The sequence below is a fragment of the Cupriavidus basilensis OR16 genome (genome assembly GCF_000243095.1).
GTDB classification, from domain to species: domain Bacteria; phylum Pseudomonadota; class Gammaproteobacteria; order Burkholderiales; family Burkholderiaceae; genus Cupriavidus; species Cupriavidus basilensis_D.
The window spans coordinates 1-14,171 of record NZ_AHJE01000162.1 but is presented as its reverse complement, the minus strand read 5'-3'; the positions used below and the strand labels follow the sequence as shown (position 1 = coordinate 14,171).

Sequence of the window (14,171 nt, the reverse complement as noted above, 5' to 3'; positions counted from 1 at the left end):
GCTCGACATGCCCTCCTGGATCTCGCCCACCACCGACAGCAAGCTGCGCTGCATCGTGCGCATGGCACGCGCGAGCGCCCCCATCTCGTCGCTCGCGCGGTAATCCAGGCGGGTCGTGAGATCGCCAGCGCCCATGCGCAAGGCAAAGTCGAGCATGTCCTGCACCGGCCGGTTCACGCGTGCCAGCAGCAACGTGCCGGCGATAAAGGATGACGCCACCGCCAGTCCGAACCCGCCCCACAGCCAAGTCCGCAGCGGACTCGTGGCTTCAGGCCCGGCCAGCGTCTCGAAGGCCAGCAGCGCGGCGAGAAACCACGCCAGGCCCGCTGCCTGCGACAGCAGGATGCGCCGCTTGAGCGTGATCTTGCCCAGGCGTTGCGGCAGCCCAGCCAGGCCCCGGCGCACCACGGCGCCGTCGCGCACGGCCAAGCCCGAGCCGCTGCCCTCGCGCAGCCGCGCGTAGGCCGCAGCGGCAGCCTCGACCTGCTCGCGCTGCGGCATCGAACGCACCGAGGTATAGCCCACCAGCTGGCCGTCGGCGACCGTCGGCGTGACCGTGGCACTGACCCAGTAGAAGTCGCCGTTCTTGCGGCGGTTCTTGACGATGCCGACCCAGGAGCGGCCGGCCTGGATGGTTTTCCACAGGTCGGCGAACGCCTCCGGCGGCATGTCCGGATGGCGCACCAGGTTGTGCGCGGCGCCGAGCAGTTCCTCGGCCTCGAAACCGCTGGCCTCGAGAAAGGCGCGGTTGGCGAACGTAATACGACCCTTCAGGTCGGTCCTGGAGATCAGGTAATCGTCTGCGGAGAGCTTGTACTCTCGGGAGGTAACGGGTTGATTATTTCGCATGGATGGAAGACTGCGTGGATCGGACTCTCGCCAAGTGCGAGCCGCCTCAGGCGGCCACGGCCGCCTCAAGCGCCGCGAGTTCTTCGGTGTCTAGCAGTTTCTCGATGTCGACGAGGATCAGCATGCGGCTTTCGACCGAGCCAATGCCGCGGATGTAGTCCGTCTCGCCAGAAAGCTGGGGCGCCTGCCGGATTTGGCCCGCGGCCAGCGTCAGCACGTCGGACACGCCATCGACCACAATGCCGGTGATGCGATCGTGCAGGTCAACGATGATCACAACCGTGTACTGGTCGTAGTTGATCTTGTCCTGGCGGAACTTGATGCGCAGGTCGATGATCGGCACGATGATCCCGCGCAGGTTGACCACGCCCTTGAGATAGGCTGGCGCATTGGCAATCTGCGTGACGTTCTCATAGCCACGGATTTCCTGCACCTTGAGGATGTCGACGCCGTACTCCTCACCGCCCAGCCTGAACGCGAGGAACTCCTCCCCCGTGCCCTCTGTCTTGATTCCGGTTTTCATATGCTGGCTCCCGCTGCCATGACCGGCCATGCGGCGTGGCCAAAGCCACAGCCAGCCGGCCCGCGCACGGGCGGCCAGGCCGAGACTCCGCCTGCGTCGAGGCACGAATATCGATTACCTCTTAACGGCAGTCCTGGACGTGACTGAAGGGCAACAATACCAATGCATTTACCCCACTTTAGTGGGGTCCAACAAGGCATTCACAGCCTCCATCAGCTGGTCCGGATCGAACGGCTTGGCCAGGAAGCCGGAGGCGCCGGCCGCGCGAGCCTGCTCGCGCACCTGGCTGTCGGCCTCGGTGCTCAGCATCAGCATCGGGACGGCGGCATAGCCGGCGGTCCCGCGCAACGTGCGGATCAGGGTCAGGCCGTCCGTTCCCGGCATCACCTGGTCGGTCACCAGCATGCCGAAAGTAGCGTCCAGGGCGAGCGCTAGCGCCTGGTCGCCATCAGCGGCTTCGGACACGCCGTAGCCCCCCGCGCGCAGGCAGGCGCCAATCATGCTGCGCAGGGAGGGAGAATCGTCGACAACTAGAATATGAGGCAAAGACATGGCGGCTCCGTTGACAGCGCGATGGTGAGTCCACAAACCGGGGTTGCGGCCCGGTGGACCGATATTCCTTCGGACGAAGCTGCGGTATGCGGCGATACGCGACTGCCGTGGCCGGTGCAAACAACGCCCCTTTGGGGCATATCGGCAGCGGTGGCCGAATCCGTAGTCCGGTTGTGTCGATCGGCAGGTTTTGTTACCCCACGAGCATGGGGTGCACCTGCTGGCGACGGGTCGGCATACTACGGCCTCGCCGCAAAATGGCCCGTACACCGGCGGGCCATGGCACGCCTGCGCTACCCGCGACAGTGGCACTGCAACACCACCGAAACGTGATCATGTCGAACTTGCCAGGCCCGCAGTGGAACAACCGGGATACCCCTGACCCGCGCCAACCCGGCAAGCTCACCATCTTCGTCCAGGGCGCGCCGGATGCGTCGCTGGCATCGCTGCCGAGTTTTGATGGGCGCCTGCACTGGGTATCGCGGCGCCCGCGTCAGCCGGCGGATGCCCAGCTGGTCATCGTGGAGCGGCAGATCAACGCCGCCACGGCCCAGCGCCTGCGCGCGCTGCGCCATCCCGACCGGCTGGTGCTCACGCTACTGGTTGATGGCCTGCCACACGCCGCCAGCGGCTGCGGGCCCATCGTGCCGACCACCACCGAGGCATTGCCGCGCACCCTGGAACTACTCGCCTCGGTACTGTTCGCCCCGGTGCTGGGAGACGGCCCCATGCCGCTGACCTGGCGCGACGTGCAAACGGTAGCCAATCGCGACGCCATTTGCCTGGCGCTACACGTGGAAACCAGCAGCGAGGCCGGCATGGCGGATGAGCTGCTGATGCAGCTGGCACGCTTTCATGGCCGCACGCGCATCGAGCCGGAAGCGCTGCTGGCGAGCATCTACCTGCCGCGCGGGCTGCCATCGCTAGTTAGCTGCAGCCAGCAGTTGCGCCGGCTCGGGGCCGTTACCGGGCACAATTGCGAGACGCGCTTTGCCTTGCTGGTGCCGGAAAGCGGGAGGTTTACCCGGATTTTGGCGTTGTTTCCGCCGGGAGGAGCATTACCTGAACCTTTCGCGCCGAGAAAGTGAGGATTGATGGCGAGGCGTCTTTCGCCACATCGCCACATCGCCCCATCAACCCTTCGCCCTCACGCTCCCGACAACAGATTTGCGAATGTGACTGGATCCAAGGGATGAGACAACAAATACCCCTGCGCCTCGTCACACCCCATCGCCGCCAGAATGTCCAGTTGCGAGTTCGACTCCACGCCTTCCGCCACCACCCGCATCTTCAGTTCGTGCGCTAGCGCCACCATCGACCCGACGATTGCCCGCCCCTGCGCATCCACATCCAGCCCGCCGATCAAAGTCCGATCGATCTTCAGCGTCCCGACCCGCAAGCGCTTGAGATAACCGAGGCTTGAATAGCCACTGCCAAAATCGTCCAGCGCCACATGGATGCCCAGCGCCTGCAGCTCCAGCAGCGTCTCCAGCGATTGCGCGATGTCCTTCATCGCCGCGGTCTCGGTGATCTCGAGCGTGACAGCCGACGGCGGGATGTCATGGTGGTGGATCTGCTCGAGCAGGTACTGCGGGAAGTCGCGGCTGGCAAAGCGCAGGCCAGACACGTTGATGGCCACCGGCACCACGGGGATGCCATCGTCCTGCCACTGGCGGATCTGCCGGCAGACCGTGGCGATCACCCAGTCATCGAGCTTGTCGATCTGCCCGGACTGCTCCGCCACCGTGATGAACTCGGCGGGATTGACCTGCCCCAGGGTCGGATGGCGCCAGCGGCATAGCGCCTCGGCGCCGATCACGGTGCGCTGGCGCACGTCGAATTTCGGCTGGTACTGCAAGGCGAGCCCATCGTCCTGGATGGCCAGCCACAGATCGCGGCGGATCACCCGCATGCGCCGCGCGCGTTCGCCGGCCGCCGAATTGAATACGCGCACCTGGTTGGAGCCGCTCTCGCGCGCCTCGCTCAGGCTCACGCGTGCCGCTTGCATCAGGGCTTCGGAGGTCTGCGCATCGCGCGGGTAGATGGCGATGCCGATATTCACCCCGATCTGCATCTGCAGGCCGCGCGCAGCCACGAACTCCGCGAGCGAGCCCAGCAAGCGCGCACCCAGCTCATTGGCGCGGTTCTGGTGCACCATCTCCGGCACGCCGACAGCGAACTCGTCCCGCGCCAGACGCGCCAGGAAGTCGTGCGGCTCCAGTGCGGCCTGGGCCAGCGCCCCGGCATCCTGTGCCAGGATGTCGTCGGCGCGCACCTCGAAGACCTCGTCGACCTCGCGAAAATCGGCAATATGCACCAGCAGCACGGCGCAGCCGGTCTCGGCCAGGCGCGCTTGCGCGATCGACTGGTCGAGCCAGCGAGCAAAACCAGTGCGATCCGGCAGATCCGTGCTGACGCTGTACTCCCCGACCGTGCCTTGCCCGCGCGCGGTCGCGCGCACGGTCAGGCGGCCCGGGATCCGGCCACGGCGCCGCATCGTCACCGTTGGGCCGCCGATGCCGGGCGGATGGTCCTCGAACATCGCGTCCAGCGCATGGTTCTCCGGACTTGCGAAGTTGCCGGTGCCGGCCAGCCGCCATCCGGGCAGGTTGGCGCGGCGCAGGGCAAAGTATCCCAGCGGCAGCAAAAGCAGTGCGCCCACCGCCACCCAGGCGGGCTGCGTGAACCTGCCGGGATCCAGGCAAAGGGCGGACGGGTGCGCGGCATCGATGCACAGGGTGCTCAGGCGCGCGCCGGCAGCCACCACCACGCCGGCGCCGGCTAGTGTCATCGCCAGCGCGGTACCGCGCAGTGGCACGTTGCGGCGCAGCCAGGGAATGGCAAGCGTGAGGGCGGCCGTGGCGGCGAGCGCCGCCGCGGTCTGCGACACTTCGTGCGTGACGCGCAGGCTGCCGGAACCCAGCGCGACCCATAGCGGCAGGCCCACGGAAGCGGGCGAGAGCAGCAAGACCGCCCATTGCAGCGACCGGACCGGCCCGCTAGGCAGCTCCCGGTCCGGCTTGGCTGCACGTATCCCCAACCCGAGCGCGAGGCCGGATAGGGCAGCGAGCAGCAGAAGGCTAGCACTCATGTCAATAAGGAAGCTGCGCAAAAATTGGGGGCGATAGCGCGACGATCCGAACGATGCGGGCGCGAGACCCGCATCATCGCATCACGCGCGCTTCCCCGGTAATGAAAACCGCGGCAATCGTTCAACCATGGCTCAGAACGCGCTCCAGTCGTCGCCGCCAGCGCCAGCCGAAGCCATTGCCGGGACGGCCGGACGCGCCGCGCGTGCCTGGCGCTGGACCGGCGCGCGCGGGCGCGCCGGCATGGCGGGCTGGCGCCCGGCGGAGCTGCCCGCCACGGCCTTGACGGCCACGGGCGCGCGCGTGACCGGCGGCTGCGCTGCCACCACGTGGCTGCCGGACAAGCGGAACACCGACACTACGCCGTTGAGCTTCTGCGCCTGCTCTTCCAGGGCGCCTGCAGCCGCCGCGGCTTCTTCTACCAGCGCGGCATTCTGCTGGGTGACCTGATCCATCTGCGTGACCGCCTGGTTGACCTGCTCGATACCGCTGGTCTGCTCCTGCGTGGCCGCGCTGATCTCGTTCATGATGTCGGTGACGCGCTTGACCGCATTGACGATCTCGCCCATGGTCTGGCCGGCTTCGGCTACCAGCCTGGTGCCGCTTTCCACGCGCTGGCCGGACTCGCTGATCAGCGCCTCGATCTCCTTGGCGGCGGCGGCCGAGCGCTGCGCAAGGGTGCGCACCTCGCCTGCCACCACCGCGAAGCCACGGCCCTGCTCGCCCGCCCGTGCGGCTTCCACCGCGGCGTTCAGCGCGAGGATATTGGTCTGGAAGGCAATGCCCTCGATCACGGCGATGATCTCGACCACCTTGCGCGACGAGCCGTTGATCTCGTTCATGGTATCGACCACACGGCCCACCACGTCGCCGCCCTTGAGCGCGATCTGCGAGGCATCGGTGGCCAGCACGCCGGCCTGGCGCGCGTTGTCGGAGTTCTGGCGCACGGCCGAAGTCAGCTCCTCCATGCTGGCTGCGGTTTCCTCCAGCGAGGAGGCCTGCTCTTCGGTACGCTGCGACAAGTCCAGATTGCCGGTGGCGATCTGCTGCGTGGCCGAGGCGATCGAGTCGGTGCCGCCACGCACCTGCGAGACGATGTTCGACAGGCTTTCCTGCATGGCGACCAGTGCCTGCATCATGCGGCCCACCTCATTGCGCGACACATTGGTGATGCGCGAAGTCAGGTCACCCGCGGCGATGCGCTCGAAGACCGCCAGGGCCTCCTCCACCGGCCGGACGATGGCCCGCTGCAAGGTGGTCGTGCACAGTACGGCCACCACCAGGCCAAAGGCGATCAGCAGGAGGCTGAGCGCGCGCACACGCTGGAATCCGGCTTGCGCTTCATTGAAATTGGACTGGCCGGTACGGTACTGGAAAGCCTGCAGCGCTTCATAGGCGGTAGCCATGCTGCGCTGCAGCTCCGGCAAGTCTTTCTTGGCCACATTGAGCGCCGCGTCCGCATTGTTTTCCCTCAAGGCTTTTTGCACGGGCAGGATGCCCTTTTCCATGAATTCCTGGCGCTTGCGGGCAAATTCCGTGGCCAGCGCCTTTTCTTCGGTGTCCTGCGGCAGCGCGGCGTATCGCTTCCAGGCTGCCTCGGCACCGTCGACGAAGATCATCGAGCGGTCCACCGCCGCCTTGGCGTCATCCCCCTCTCCCGGCATCACACCGCGATCGAGGGCCAGGCGCATGCGCGTCGTGCCAAGCATGGTCTCGCCTAGCGCTTGCGACGAGGCGAGCTGATTACCATAGGTTTCCTGAAGCGCGTCGTTGCTGTGCGACATGCCGTACAGGCCAACGCCGCCAACCAGCATCAGAAGAAGCGACAACATTGCCATTGCGCCGCGCAGCAGAGTTTTGATCTGGATATTGTTATGGAAAGACATGAAGCACCCGATACGGTAAGGAACGCGCAAGGCCTCCACCGGCCCCGGCCCGGCGGATCGACACCCCAGCGACCCGCTCAGGGCAGATAACGGCGGCGTCCCGCGATTCCTTGAGCGAGGTGCCGTGCCCGCCACGCCAGACCATCATGGGCGCTGGTGACCAGCGTCACCGGGCCGTGATTGAGCAGGCGATAGGCCTTTGCCAGCGCTACGGGGATGCGCCGGCAGGCGGCGCCGACGTTAATCGAGTCGTCAGGCATGTCGGATACGGATGAAGGTTCGCTCAAACCGGAATTGGATCAGCATTGTTGCAGCAAAAGCACTTTATGATCCTCGCCATTACTGGCCGGAGGGTTATTCCGTGGTGCGAATGTGGAAACCCCGAATCCCGGCCAGCATGGATTTCCGCGAGATGCCAAAGGGGGCGGCACCCCAGCAATTCCAGTCCCATCGATGACCGGCGACCTGCTTGGAAGTTCATTAATTAGATAGAGCGGATGATTTATCAGAATTCTCTCCATCGAGGTTAAAAGCGTTTGCAGGATTGCTTGGTGCCGTTATAATTCATCCGATTCTTCATGCTCACCCAGTAAATCGAGGCTCGTAATGGCGACTTATCAGGAAATTGTTCAGAAAATCAGCGAACTTCAAAAGCAGGCCGAGGAAATCAAGGCCCGCGAGCAGGCCTCCGTCATCGCCGATATTCGCCAGAAAATCGACCAATATGGACTGACCGCGGACGACCTGGGCTTCGGCACCAAGCCTGCCACCAGCAAGAAGGCAACCCGCAAGGTGCCGGTTCGCTATCGCGACAGCGCAGGCAATACCTGGACCGGCCGCGGCAAGCGTCCGGGCTGGCTGACTCAAGCCCTGGCCGCAGGCAAGACCATCGAAGACTTCCTGATTCGCTAAAGTCGGCGCCGGGCGTCGCGGCTGGCTCAGCCGCGATGCCCGCTGCGCTCCTGAAAACGGCCGGGCATTTGCCCGGCCGTTTTCATGTCTTGCCGCCTGGCCCTTGCCATGCCGGCGAAACCGGGCACGCGGAAAGCGGGCATTTACCTCCTCCACCCGCATGCCCGCGCGCCCGGCAATGCCGCTCAGCCGGCAAACCCCAGCGGATTCATGGACTGCCAGCGCCAGGAGTCCTCGCACATGCGATCGATATCGTGTTGCGCGCGCCATCCAATCAGCGATTGCGCCAAGGCGGGATCGGCATAGCACGAGGCAATGTCGCCAGGGCGGCGATCCCCGATCACGTAGGGCACCGGGCGCCCGCTGGCACGCTGGTAAGCCGCGACGACCTCCAGCACGCTGTAGCCCCGGCCCGTGCCAAGATTGACGGTCAGGCACTGCTGCTTGTCGCGCAGGTAGACCAGGGCCGCAAGGTGGCCTGCCGCGAGATCGCAGACGTGGATGTAATCGCGCACGCCCGTGCCATCGACCGTGGGGTAGTCGCCGCCGTGCACCATCAGCTTCTCGCGCCGTCCGCCGGCAACTTGCGCAACATAGGGCATCAGGTTGTTCGGCACGCCGCCCGGATCTTCGCCGATCAGTCCGCTTTCGTGCGCGCCCACCGGATTGAAATAGCGCAGGTAGGCGATTCGCCAGGCGGGGTCCGACAGTGCCAGGTCGCGCAGGATCTGCTCGCTCATCAGCTTGGTCTGGCCATACGGATTGGTGGCTAGGCCATTGAGATTATTGTCGTAATAATCCAGCGGTTTGCTGACCGATTCCCCCACCGCCTTGAGTGCCGCGAAATGAATCGCCCCCGAGATCCGGTGTTCGGCGAACAAACGGTCCAGCAAAGCGCGGTCCCGGACGTCGCCCTCGACAAAATGCGGGCGCTGGCCGGTAATCTGCGCCAGGCGCTCGACCACGACGCGATTGCTGTTGCAGAGATTATCCAGGCCGATCACGTGATAGCCGGCCTCAAGCAAGGCGACCCAGGTGTGCGAGGCGATATAACCGGTGGCTCCCGTGAGCAGCAAGGTTTCAGACATAGCGATTCATCAATAAGTTGTGAAAAGAGACGTAACGGTCGCCGGGACAGCGCGCACGGTGCAACAAGCGAGATACGTGTTTCGGGCTGCAGTAGCGCGGCGCTGCCCTGGGAGGCAGCAGCCGTGCCCGGTCACGGTCGCCCGCATCGGATCGAAACAGGTCGAAAAAGATCGAAAAAGGTCGAAAGAGCCGCTAAGCATAGCAGGCGACACCTGTCGCGCCTGTGTCAGCGCCACCGCCGTGCGCCGGTTTCAGGCCCGCGCGTGCCTGCCAGGCCTCAAAAGCCGCGCGCAAGCGCCAGCCGGACTCCAGGTCGCGCATGCCGAGACACTGTGCCACCTCGGCCGGACCGGCTCCGGCCTCGAAATGCAGCGCACCGCAGGTATTGCGCAGCGTCTGCGGCGACGCGCGCTCGCTGCGCCCCGCCAGCACGCCGGCCTCGTCGAGCAAGATCTCCACGCGGCGGTACAGCGAGGCCGCGTGCAAGTGCCGTCCGCTTGGCATGGCTGGGAACACCAGGTTGCCCAGCGTGCCGGTACGGGCACGGATCTCCAGCCAGGCCAGCAGCGCCGCCCGCGCGAAGGCAAAGACCGGCGCCTCGTAGATGCGGCCGTTATCAGCGCGCACCAGGCGCAGCCTGGCGGCATCCTCGGCGATGCTGTCGATGCCCAGGCTGCGCGCTTCGCCGACTTTCAGGCCGGCGCCCAGCAACACGGCCACCAGCGCCGTGTCGCGGGCGCGCTTCCATTGGGTCGCCGACAGCGCGGCGCTGTCCTGCCCTGCCGCCAGGCCCGCCGGCGCCAGCACGCGGGCAATCAGGGCATCGCGCTCGACGGGCAGCAGGAAAGCGGTCGGATCGTTCTCGCCTTCGGCGAGGTGCGCGCGCACTGCCTGGCTGGCCGGGTTGTGCAAGCCGTCCTGCAATAGCGATAGATGGTGGAAGACGCGCTCGATCAGCCGCGTGTAGCGATAACGGTGGTGTTTGTGCAGGTCCTGCTCGTCGAGGAAGGCCCCGATCTGCTCCGCCGACCAGGACAGTGGCGCCAGCCCACGCTCGCCGGACCAGCGCAAGAGCTTGCCCCACATCGCGCGGTACACCACGGCCGTGCCATGGCGAAAACCGTGGCTCGCCAGCCAGCCATCGAAGGCTCGCTCCGGCTGCTGGCGCCAGGCCTCCAGGTCAGCATCGAACAGGGCGGGGGGCGGCGCGTTGGCGCTCATGTCAGTGCTCACTCGCGCTCCTGCGTTGGTGTTCGGCAATGCCGGTATTGTAGACAAGTCGCCACAAAAGACCGAGTTCGTTTGACTGCCGCCCCGAGCGAAGCGTGGCCTCGCCGAGCAAGCCGGAGCGCGCCGGATCCTGCCCTCGCAACGTCGGGCCATTGCAATTGGCGTCGTCTGCTGCTACCTTTCACACATCGCTATGCAACTGGTTGCATAGCGATGTGCAAGCCGCCGCCGCCGCGGCCCTTTGGGGCCGGGGCCGGCAAGCGTTGCGCAGCGTGCCGGAACGGGCGATTCCCGCGCCCTCGGCCATCCGGAGGAGACACCGTGACCCAAGCAACCTTGTCAGCGGCGGCGCAGGCCTCGCTGGCCATCTGGCACCGCATGATTGCCACCCATTCCATGGCCGACCTGGACAGCATCGTGGCGGACGAAGTGATTTTTCACTCGCCCGTCGCGCACACGCCCTACCCGGGGCGCGCCGCCCTGCGCATGGTGCTGGAATCCGTCAACCAGGTGTTCCAGGACTTCCGCTACCACCGCACTTTTGTCAGCGACGACGGGCGCAGCGTGGTGCTTGAATTCAGTGCGACGGTCGATGGCAAATCGGTCAAGGCCATCGACATGATCCGTTTCAACGACGCCGGCAAGATCGATGACTTCGAAGTCATGGTCCGCCCGAAGAGCGGCCTGGACGCGCTCGCTGCCGCCATGGGCGCACGCCTCGCCAGCCAGAAGTCCGCATTGCAAGGCGCCAGCGCCTGAGCGCATCGCCGTATTCCTAACCGTTCCACTGTTTTCAATTTTCACTCTCGCACAAACGCCATGTCACTTCCCGCCATTCTCCAGAACCGTCTTTCGCTGCCGGTGGTTTGCTCGCCGCTGTTCATCATCTCCAACCCCGACCTGGTGATCGCCCAGTGCAAGGCCGGCGTGGTCGGCTCCTTTCCCGCGCTCAATGCGCGCCCGGGCCCGGTGCTCAACGACTGGCTGGACCGCATCACCACCGAGCTGGCCGAGCACGACGCCAAGCATCCGGATCGCCCCGCGGCGCCGTTCGCGGTCAACCAGATCGTGCACAAGTCCAATGACCGGCTCGATCACGACCTGGAACTGTGCGTGCGCTACAGGGTGCCCATCGTCATCACCTCGCTGGGCGCGCGCAAGGAAGTCAACGATGCCGTGCATTCCTATGGCGGCATCGTGCTGCACGACATCATCAACAACACCTTCGCACGCAAGGCCATCGAGAAAGGCGCAGATGGCCTGATCGCGGTCGCCTCGGGCGCGGGCGGCCATGCCGGCGTGCTGTCGCCGTTTGCGCTGCTGCATGAAATCCGGGAGTGGTTCGATGGCCCGCTGCTGCTGTCGGGCGCCATCGCCAGCGGCGACGGTATCCTCGCGGCGCTGGCCGCGGGCGCCGACCTGGCCTATGTGGGCTCCGCCTTTATTGCCACCGAAGAGGCCAACGCGCAGGCCGGCTACAAACAGATGATCGTCGACAGCACCGCGTCGGACATCGTCTACTCGAACCTCTTTACCGGCGTGCACGGCAACTACCTGCGCCAAAGCATTGTCAATGCCGGGCTCGATCCGGAAGCGCTGCCGCAATCGGATCCGTCCAAGATGAACTTCGGTTCGGCCAGCGCCAAGGCCTGGAAAGACATCTGGGGCGCTGGCCAGGGCGTGGGCGCGATCAAGCGCGTGGTGCCGGCCGCCGAGCTGGTGCGCCGTTTCAGCGAGGAATACGCGCTGGCACGCCGCCGCCTCGGGCTGGCCCCGGCAACCGCCTACGCCGACGGCACGACAGCGGCCGACCTGGCCTGAGCCTGTGCTTGACCGTTGCCAGGCACACCGCAGCGCCTGGCAACCCGCCTGCCCCCGCCTTTTCTCCATCCGCCGGGCGCTTGAGCCCGGCGCGACTTCAGGCCGGATCGTCCTGCTTGGCCAGCAGCGGCAACAATGCCTCGGCCCAGGACGAAATCGCGCTGCTCGATCTGGCAATAGGTATCGAGCCGCTCCCGGTGCAGCCCGATCAGCCGCTCCATCTCGGGCCCCAGCCCAAGCGGGCCCACAACCGCATCGGCGCGCAGCTTCACCAGGATTTCATCGCGCAGGTCCAGTCCGGCAGTCGGTGCCAGCACCCAGCGCACGAGCTCATCGCGCCCCGGCTGCAGCACGAAATAGACCTTCTTGCGGTTCCTGGCGTCGCCCTCCCCCTCATCCGCGGCAATCCAGCCATGCTCGGCCATGCGGCCCAGCTCCCGATAGATCTGCTGGTGCGTGGCATGCCAGAAGTAGCCGATGGAGCGGTCGAAGCGGCGGGCCAGCTCGTAGCCAGAGGAGGGTCTTTCCAGGAGGGAAGTCAGGAGTGCGTGCTGAACGGACATGCGGGAAGCGTGACGTGGAAGCCTGTCGCCCGGTAGCGGCACATGCTGCCGCCATGGCTTTGGGTGGCGAGCGCCTATGGTAGCGCAAAGCCCGGCCCCGCCAGGGCCGCCGCCCACGGATACCGGCAATTTCCGGCAGTTAGTTGCATGAAAAATGACAAAGCAACGACAACGCTGAGGCAGATCTAAAAAATGCTAAATAGCATTTTTTGACAGGGTGCAATACATTTGCAGACATAGTCATTCTGCATGCCTGTAGCCGGTTCTCGGCCGCGGCACAGCGCATGCCCGTCATCAATCAGGAGTGGTCCATGCCAGGACGAACAGATTTCGCCGAAGACCGGGATGTCCCGTGGGAAGCCGATGAGCCCCAAGCCGGCGGCCAGCCCGCGCCGGCTACAACGATGCCGGTGTACTACCGCCTGCCGGATACGCCGGATGGGCACCATATCAAGGAGTACGCCAGCGGCTTGCGCCAGCTGGTGCGTTTCGTGGGCGTGGAAGAACAAGTTGTGAAGTACAGCCTGGCCTGACGGCCGATGGTTAGTGGCTGATGGCTGATTCGCGGCGCCCGCCGCGCACCGTCTCCCGCTTTTGCTCCCCCTGTCTCCTCCTGCCCCGTGCGTGGGCCAGGATTGGGCCCGCAAGTGAATTGCGGGCTTTTTTCTGTCCTGAGCGCGCCCGCAAGCAAGCACCTGCCCCAAAAAAAGCCGGCCCCGAAGGGCCGGCCTTTTACTGACGTCGGCCCGGCGAGGAAGTCCAGGCCGGTGCAGCCGTGCGGGGATCGATCAGTCCACCGTGGCACCCGAAGCCTTCACCACCTTGGCCCACTTGGCGGCCTCGGTCTTCATGAAAGCGGCCAGTTCAGCCGGCTTTTCCGGATGCGGCTCGGCGCCCTGGTCGGCCATCTGCTTCTTCACTTCCGGCATGGCCAGGATCTTCACCACTTCCGCGTTCAGGCGGTGATCGGCTGCGGCGTGCCGCCGACGGCGTACAGCGCAAACCAGGAGGTTGCTTCATAGCCCGGCACGCCGGATTCGGCCACGGTCGGCACGTTCGGCAGTGCCGGCGAGCGCTTGGCCGAGGTCACGGCGATCGCCCGCAGCTTGCCAGCCTTCACGTGCGGGTACGACGACGGCATGTTGTCGAACATCAGGCCGATCTGGTTACCCAACAGGTCGTTGACCGCCGGGGCGCTGCCCTTGTAGGGGATATGCTGGATGTGCAGGTTGGTCATCGAGTTGAACAGCTCGCCCGACAGGTGCATCGACGAGCCGCTGCCCGACGAACCGTACGACAGCTTGTCCGGGTTGGCCTTGACGTAGGCGATCAGTTCCTTGATGTTGTTGACCGGCACCTTGGGGTTCACCACCACGATGTTCGGCACCATCGCCACGCGCGTGATCGGCGCGAAATCCTTGACCGGATCGAACGGCAGCTTGGAGTACAGCGACTGGTTGATGGCATGCGTACCGATGGTGCCCATGAACAGGGTGTAGCCATCGCCAGGCGCCTTGGCCGCGATCGATGCACCGATGTTGCCGCCCGCGCCCGGACGGTTGTCGATGACCACCGGCTGGCCGAGCGCCTTGCCCAGTTGCAGGCCGACGATGCGCGCCAGGATGTCGGTGGTGCCGCCGGCCGAGAACGGCACGAT

General features: G+C 65.5%; 13 protein-coding genes and 2 pseudogenes. 5 read left to right on the top strand and 10 right to left on the bottom strand.

Features of this window, described 5'->3' with window-relative positions; genetic code table 11:
- The 3 genes from OR16_RS36495 to OR16_RS36485 all read right to left on the bottom strand — a co-directional run.
- Positions 1–849: methyl-accepting chemotaxis protein (locus OR16_RS36495; RefSeq protein ID WP_006164057.1), on the bottom strand; the 849-nt coding region annotated here is incomplete at its 3' end.
- 46 nt (positions 850–895) lie between these two features.
- Entirely contained in the window at positions 896–1,372 is a 477-nt protein-coding gene (locus OR16_RS36490; protein WP_006164056.1) for a chemotaxis protein CheW, read from the bottom strand.
- Between the two features lie 168 nt (positions 1,373–1,540).
- Entirely contained in the window at positions 1,541–1,924 is a 384-nt protein-coding gene (locus tag OR16_RS36485) for a response regulator (protein WP_043422590.1), read from the bottom strand.
- 335 nt (positions 1,925–2,259) lie between these two features.
- Between OR16_RS36485 and OR16_RS36480 the strand changes: the two genes are divergently transcribed.
- Positions 2,260–3,012, top strand: coding sequence for a hypothetical protein (locus tag OR16_RS36480; RefSeq protein WP_006164054.1), 753 nt, complete (start codon positions 2,260–2,262; stop codon positions 3,010–3,012).
- Positions 3,013–3,071: 59 nt separating this feature from the next.
- Here the strand turns inward: OR16_RS36480 and OR16_RS36475 are convergent, their stop codons facing one another.
- From OR16_RS36475 to OR16_RS43260, 3 genes and pseudogenes are all read right to left on the bottom strand, one after another.
- Positions 3,072–5,015, bottom strand: a complete 1,944-nt coding sequence (locus OR16_RS36475; RefSeq protein WP_043422588.1) for a putative bifunctional diguanylate cyclase/phosphodiesterase — start codon at positions 5,013–5,015, stop codon at positions 3,072–3,074.
- A gap of 132 nt (positions 5,016–5,147) precedes the next feature.
- Entirely contained in the window at positions 5,148–6,899 is a 1,752-nt protein-coding gene (locus OR16_RS36470) for a methyl-accepting chemotaxis protein (protein WP_043422586.1), read from the bottom strand.
- A 137-nt stretch (positions 6,900–7,036) separates the two neighbouring features.
- Positions 7,037–7,159 (bottom strand): annotated as a pseudogene (locus tag OR16_RS43260) (flavin reductase); the annotation flags it as partial.
- 346 nt (positions 7,160–7,505) lie between these two features.
- Here OR16_RS43260 and OR16_RS36465 point away from each other — a divergent pair.
- Complete coding sequence (locus OR16_RS36465; RefSeq protein WP_006164051.1) at positions 7,506–7,811, top strand: H-NS family nucleoid-associated regulatory protein; 306 nt, start codon at positions 7,506–7,508, stop codon at positions 7,809–7,811.
- 185 nt (positions 7,812–7,996) lie between these two features.
- Here the strand turns inward: OR16_RS36465 and OR16_RS36460 are convergent, their stop codons facing one another.
- Positions 7,997–8,899 (bottom strand): NAD-dependent epimerase/dehydratase family protein, encoded by a 903-nt coding sequence (locus OR16_RS36460; protein ID WP_006164050.1) that lies wholly within the window; start codon positions 8,897–8,899, stop codon positions 7,997–7,999.
- Positions 8,900–9,092: 193 nt separating this feature from the next.
- Positions 9,093–10,121 carry a tyrosine-type recombinase/integrase gene (locus OR16_RS36455; protein ID WP_006164049.1) on the bottom strand — a complete coding sequence of 343 codons (1,029 nt, stop codon included), beginning with the start codon at positions 10,119–10,121 and terminating at the stop codon, positions 9,093–9,095.
- 387 nt (positions 10,122–10,508) lie between these two features.
- Between OR16_RS36455 and OR16_RS36450 the strand changes: the two genes are divergently transcribed.
- On the top strand, positions 10,509–10,889 hold the full coding sequence (locus tag OR16_RS36450) for a nuclear transport factor 2 family protein (protein WP_423739710.1): 381 nt from the start codon (positions 10,509–10,511) through the stop codon (positions 10,887–10,889).
- Positions 10,890–10,949: 60 nt separating this feature from the next.
- Positions 10,950–11,951: an NAD(P)H-dependent flavin oxidoreductase gene (locus tag OR16_RS36445; RefSeq protein WP_006164047.1), complete on the top strand. Its 1,002-nt coding sequence runs from the start codon at positions 10,950–10,952 to the stop codon at positions 11,949–11,951.
- Here OR16_RS36445 and OR16_RS36440 read toward each other — a convergent pair.
- A complete protein-coding gene (locus OR16_RS36440) occupies positions 11,915–12,514 on the bottom strand; it encodes a PadR family transcriptional regulator (RefSeq protein ID WP_006164046.1) in 600 nt (199 codons plus the stop codon). The two genes, OR16_RS36445 and OR16_RS36440, sit on opposite strands and share 37 nt — an antisense overlap.
- A gap of 311 nt (positions 12,515–12,825) precedes the next feature.
- On the opposite strand from OR16_RS36440, the gene OR16_RS36435 reads away from it, so the two are divergent.
- Positions 12,826–13,047, top strand: coding sequence for a hypothetical protein (locus OR16_RS36435; RefSeq protein ID WP_043422592.1), 222 nt, complete (start codon positions 12,826–12,828; stop codon positions 13,045–13,047).
- Between the two features lie 255 nt (positions 13,048–13,302).
- On the opposite strand, the pseudogene OR16_RS36430 reads toward OR16_RS36435, so the two are convergent.
- Positions 13,303–14,171 (bottom strand): annotated as a pseudogene (locus OR16_RS36430) (tripartite tricarboxylate transporter substrate binding protein); the annotation flags it as partial.

Excerpts from the sequence above, each read along its gene's own strand:
- OR16_RS36490 (WP_006164056.1), bottom strand. The coding sequence starts at position 1,372 with ATGAAAACCGGAATCAAGACAGAGGGCACGGGGGAGGAGTTCCTCGCG.
- OR16_RS36485 (WP_043422590.1), bottom strand. The coding sequence starts at position 1,924 with ATGTCTTTGCCTCATATTCTAGTTGTCGACGATTCTCCCTCCCTGCGC.
- OR16_RS36480 (WP_006164054.1), top strand. The coding sequence starts at position 2,260 with ATGTCGAACTTGCCAGGCCCGCAGTGGAACAACCGGGATACCCCTGAC.
- OR16_RS36475 (WP_043422588.1), bottom strand. The coding sequence starts at position 5,015 with ATGAGTGCTAGCCTTCTGCTGCTCGCTGCCCTATCCGGCCTCGCGCTC.
- OR16_RS36470 (WP_043422586.1), bottom strand. The coding sequence starts at position 6,899 with ATGTCTTTCCATAACAATATCCAGATCAAAACTCTGCTGCGCGGCGCA.
- OR16_RS36465 (WP_006164051.1), top strand. The coding sequence starts at position 7,506 with ATGGCGACTTATCAGGAAATTGTTCAGAAAATCAGCGAACTTCAAAAG.
- OR16_RS36460 (WP_006164050.1), bottom strand. The coding sequence starts at position 8,899 with ATGTCTGAAACCTTGCTGCTCACGGGAGCCACCGGTTATATCGCCTCG.
- OR16_RS36455 (WP_006164049.1), bottom strand. The coding sequence starts at position 10,121 with ATGAGCGCCAACGCGCCGCCCCCCGCCCTGTTCGATGCTGACCTGGAG.
- OR16_RS36450 (WP_423739710.1), top strand. The coding sequence starts at position 10,509 with ATGATTGCCACCCATTCCATGGCCGACCTGGACAGCATCGTGGCGGAC.
- OR16_RS36445 (WP_006164047.1), top strand. The coding sequence starts at position 10,950 with ATGTCACTTCCCGCCATTCTCCAGAACCGTCTTTCGCTGCCGGTGGTT.
- OR16_RS36440 (WP_006164046.1), bottom strand. The coding sequence starts at position 12,514 with ATGTCCGTTCAGCACGCACTCCTGACTTCCCTCCTGGAAAGACCCTCC.
- OR16_RS36435 (WP_043422592.1), top strand. The coding sequence starts at position 12,826 with ATGCCAGGACGAACAGATTTCGCCGAAGACCGGGATGTCCCGTGGGAA.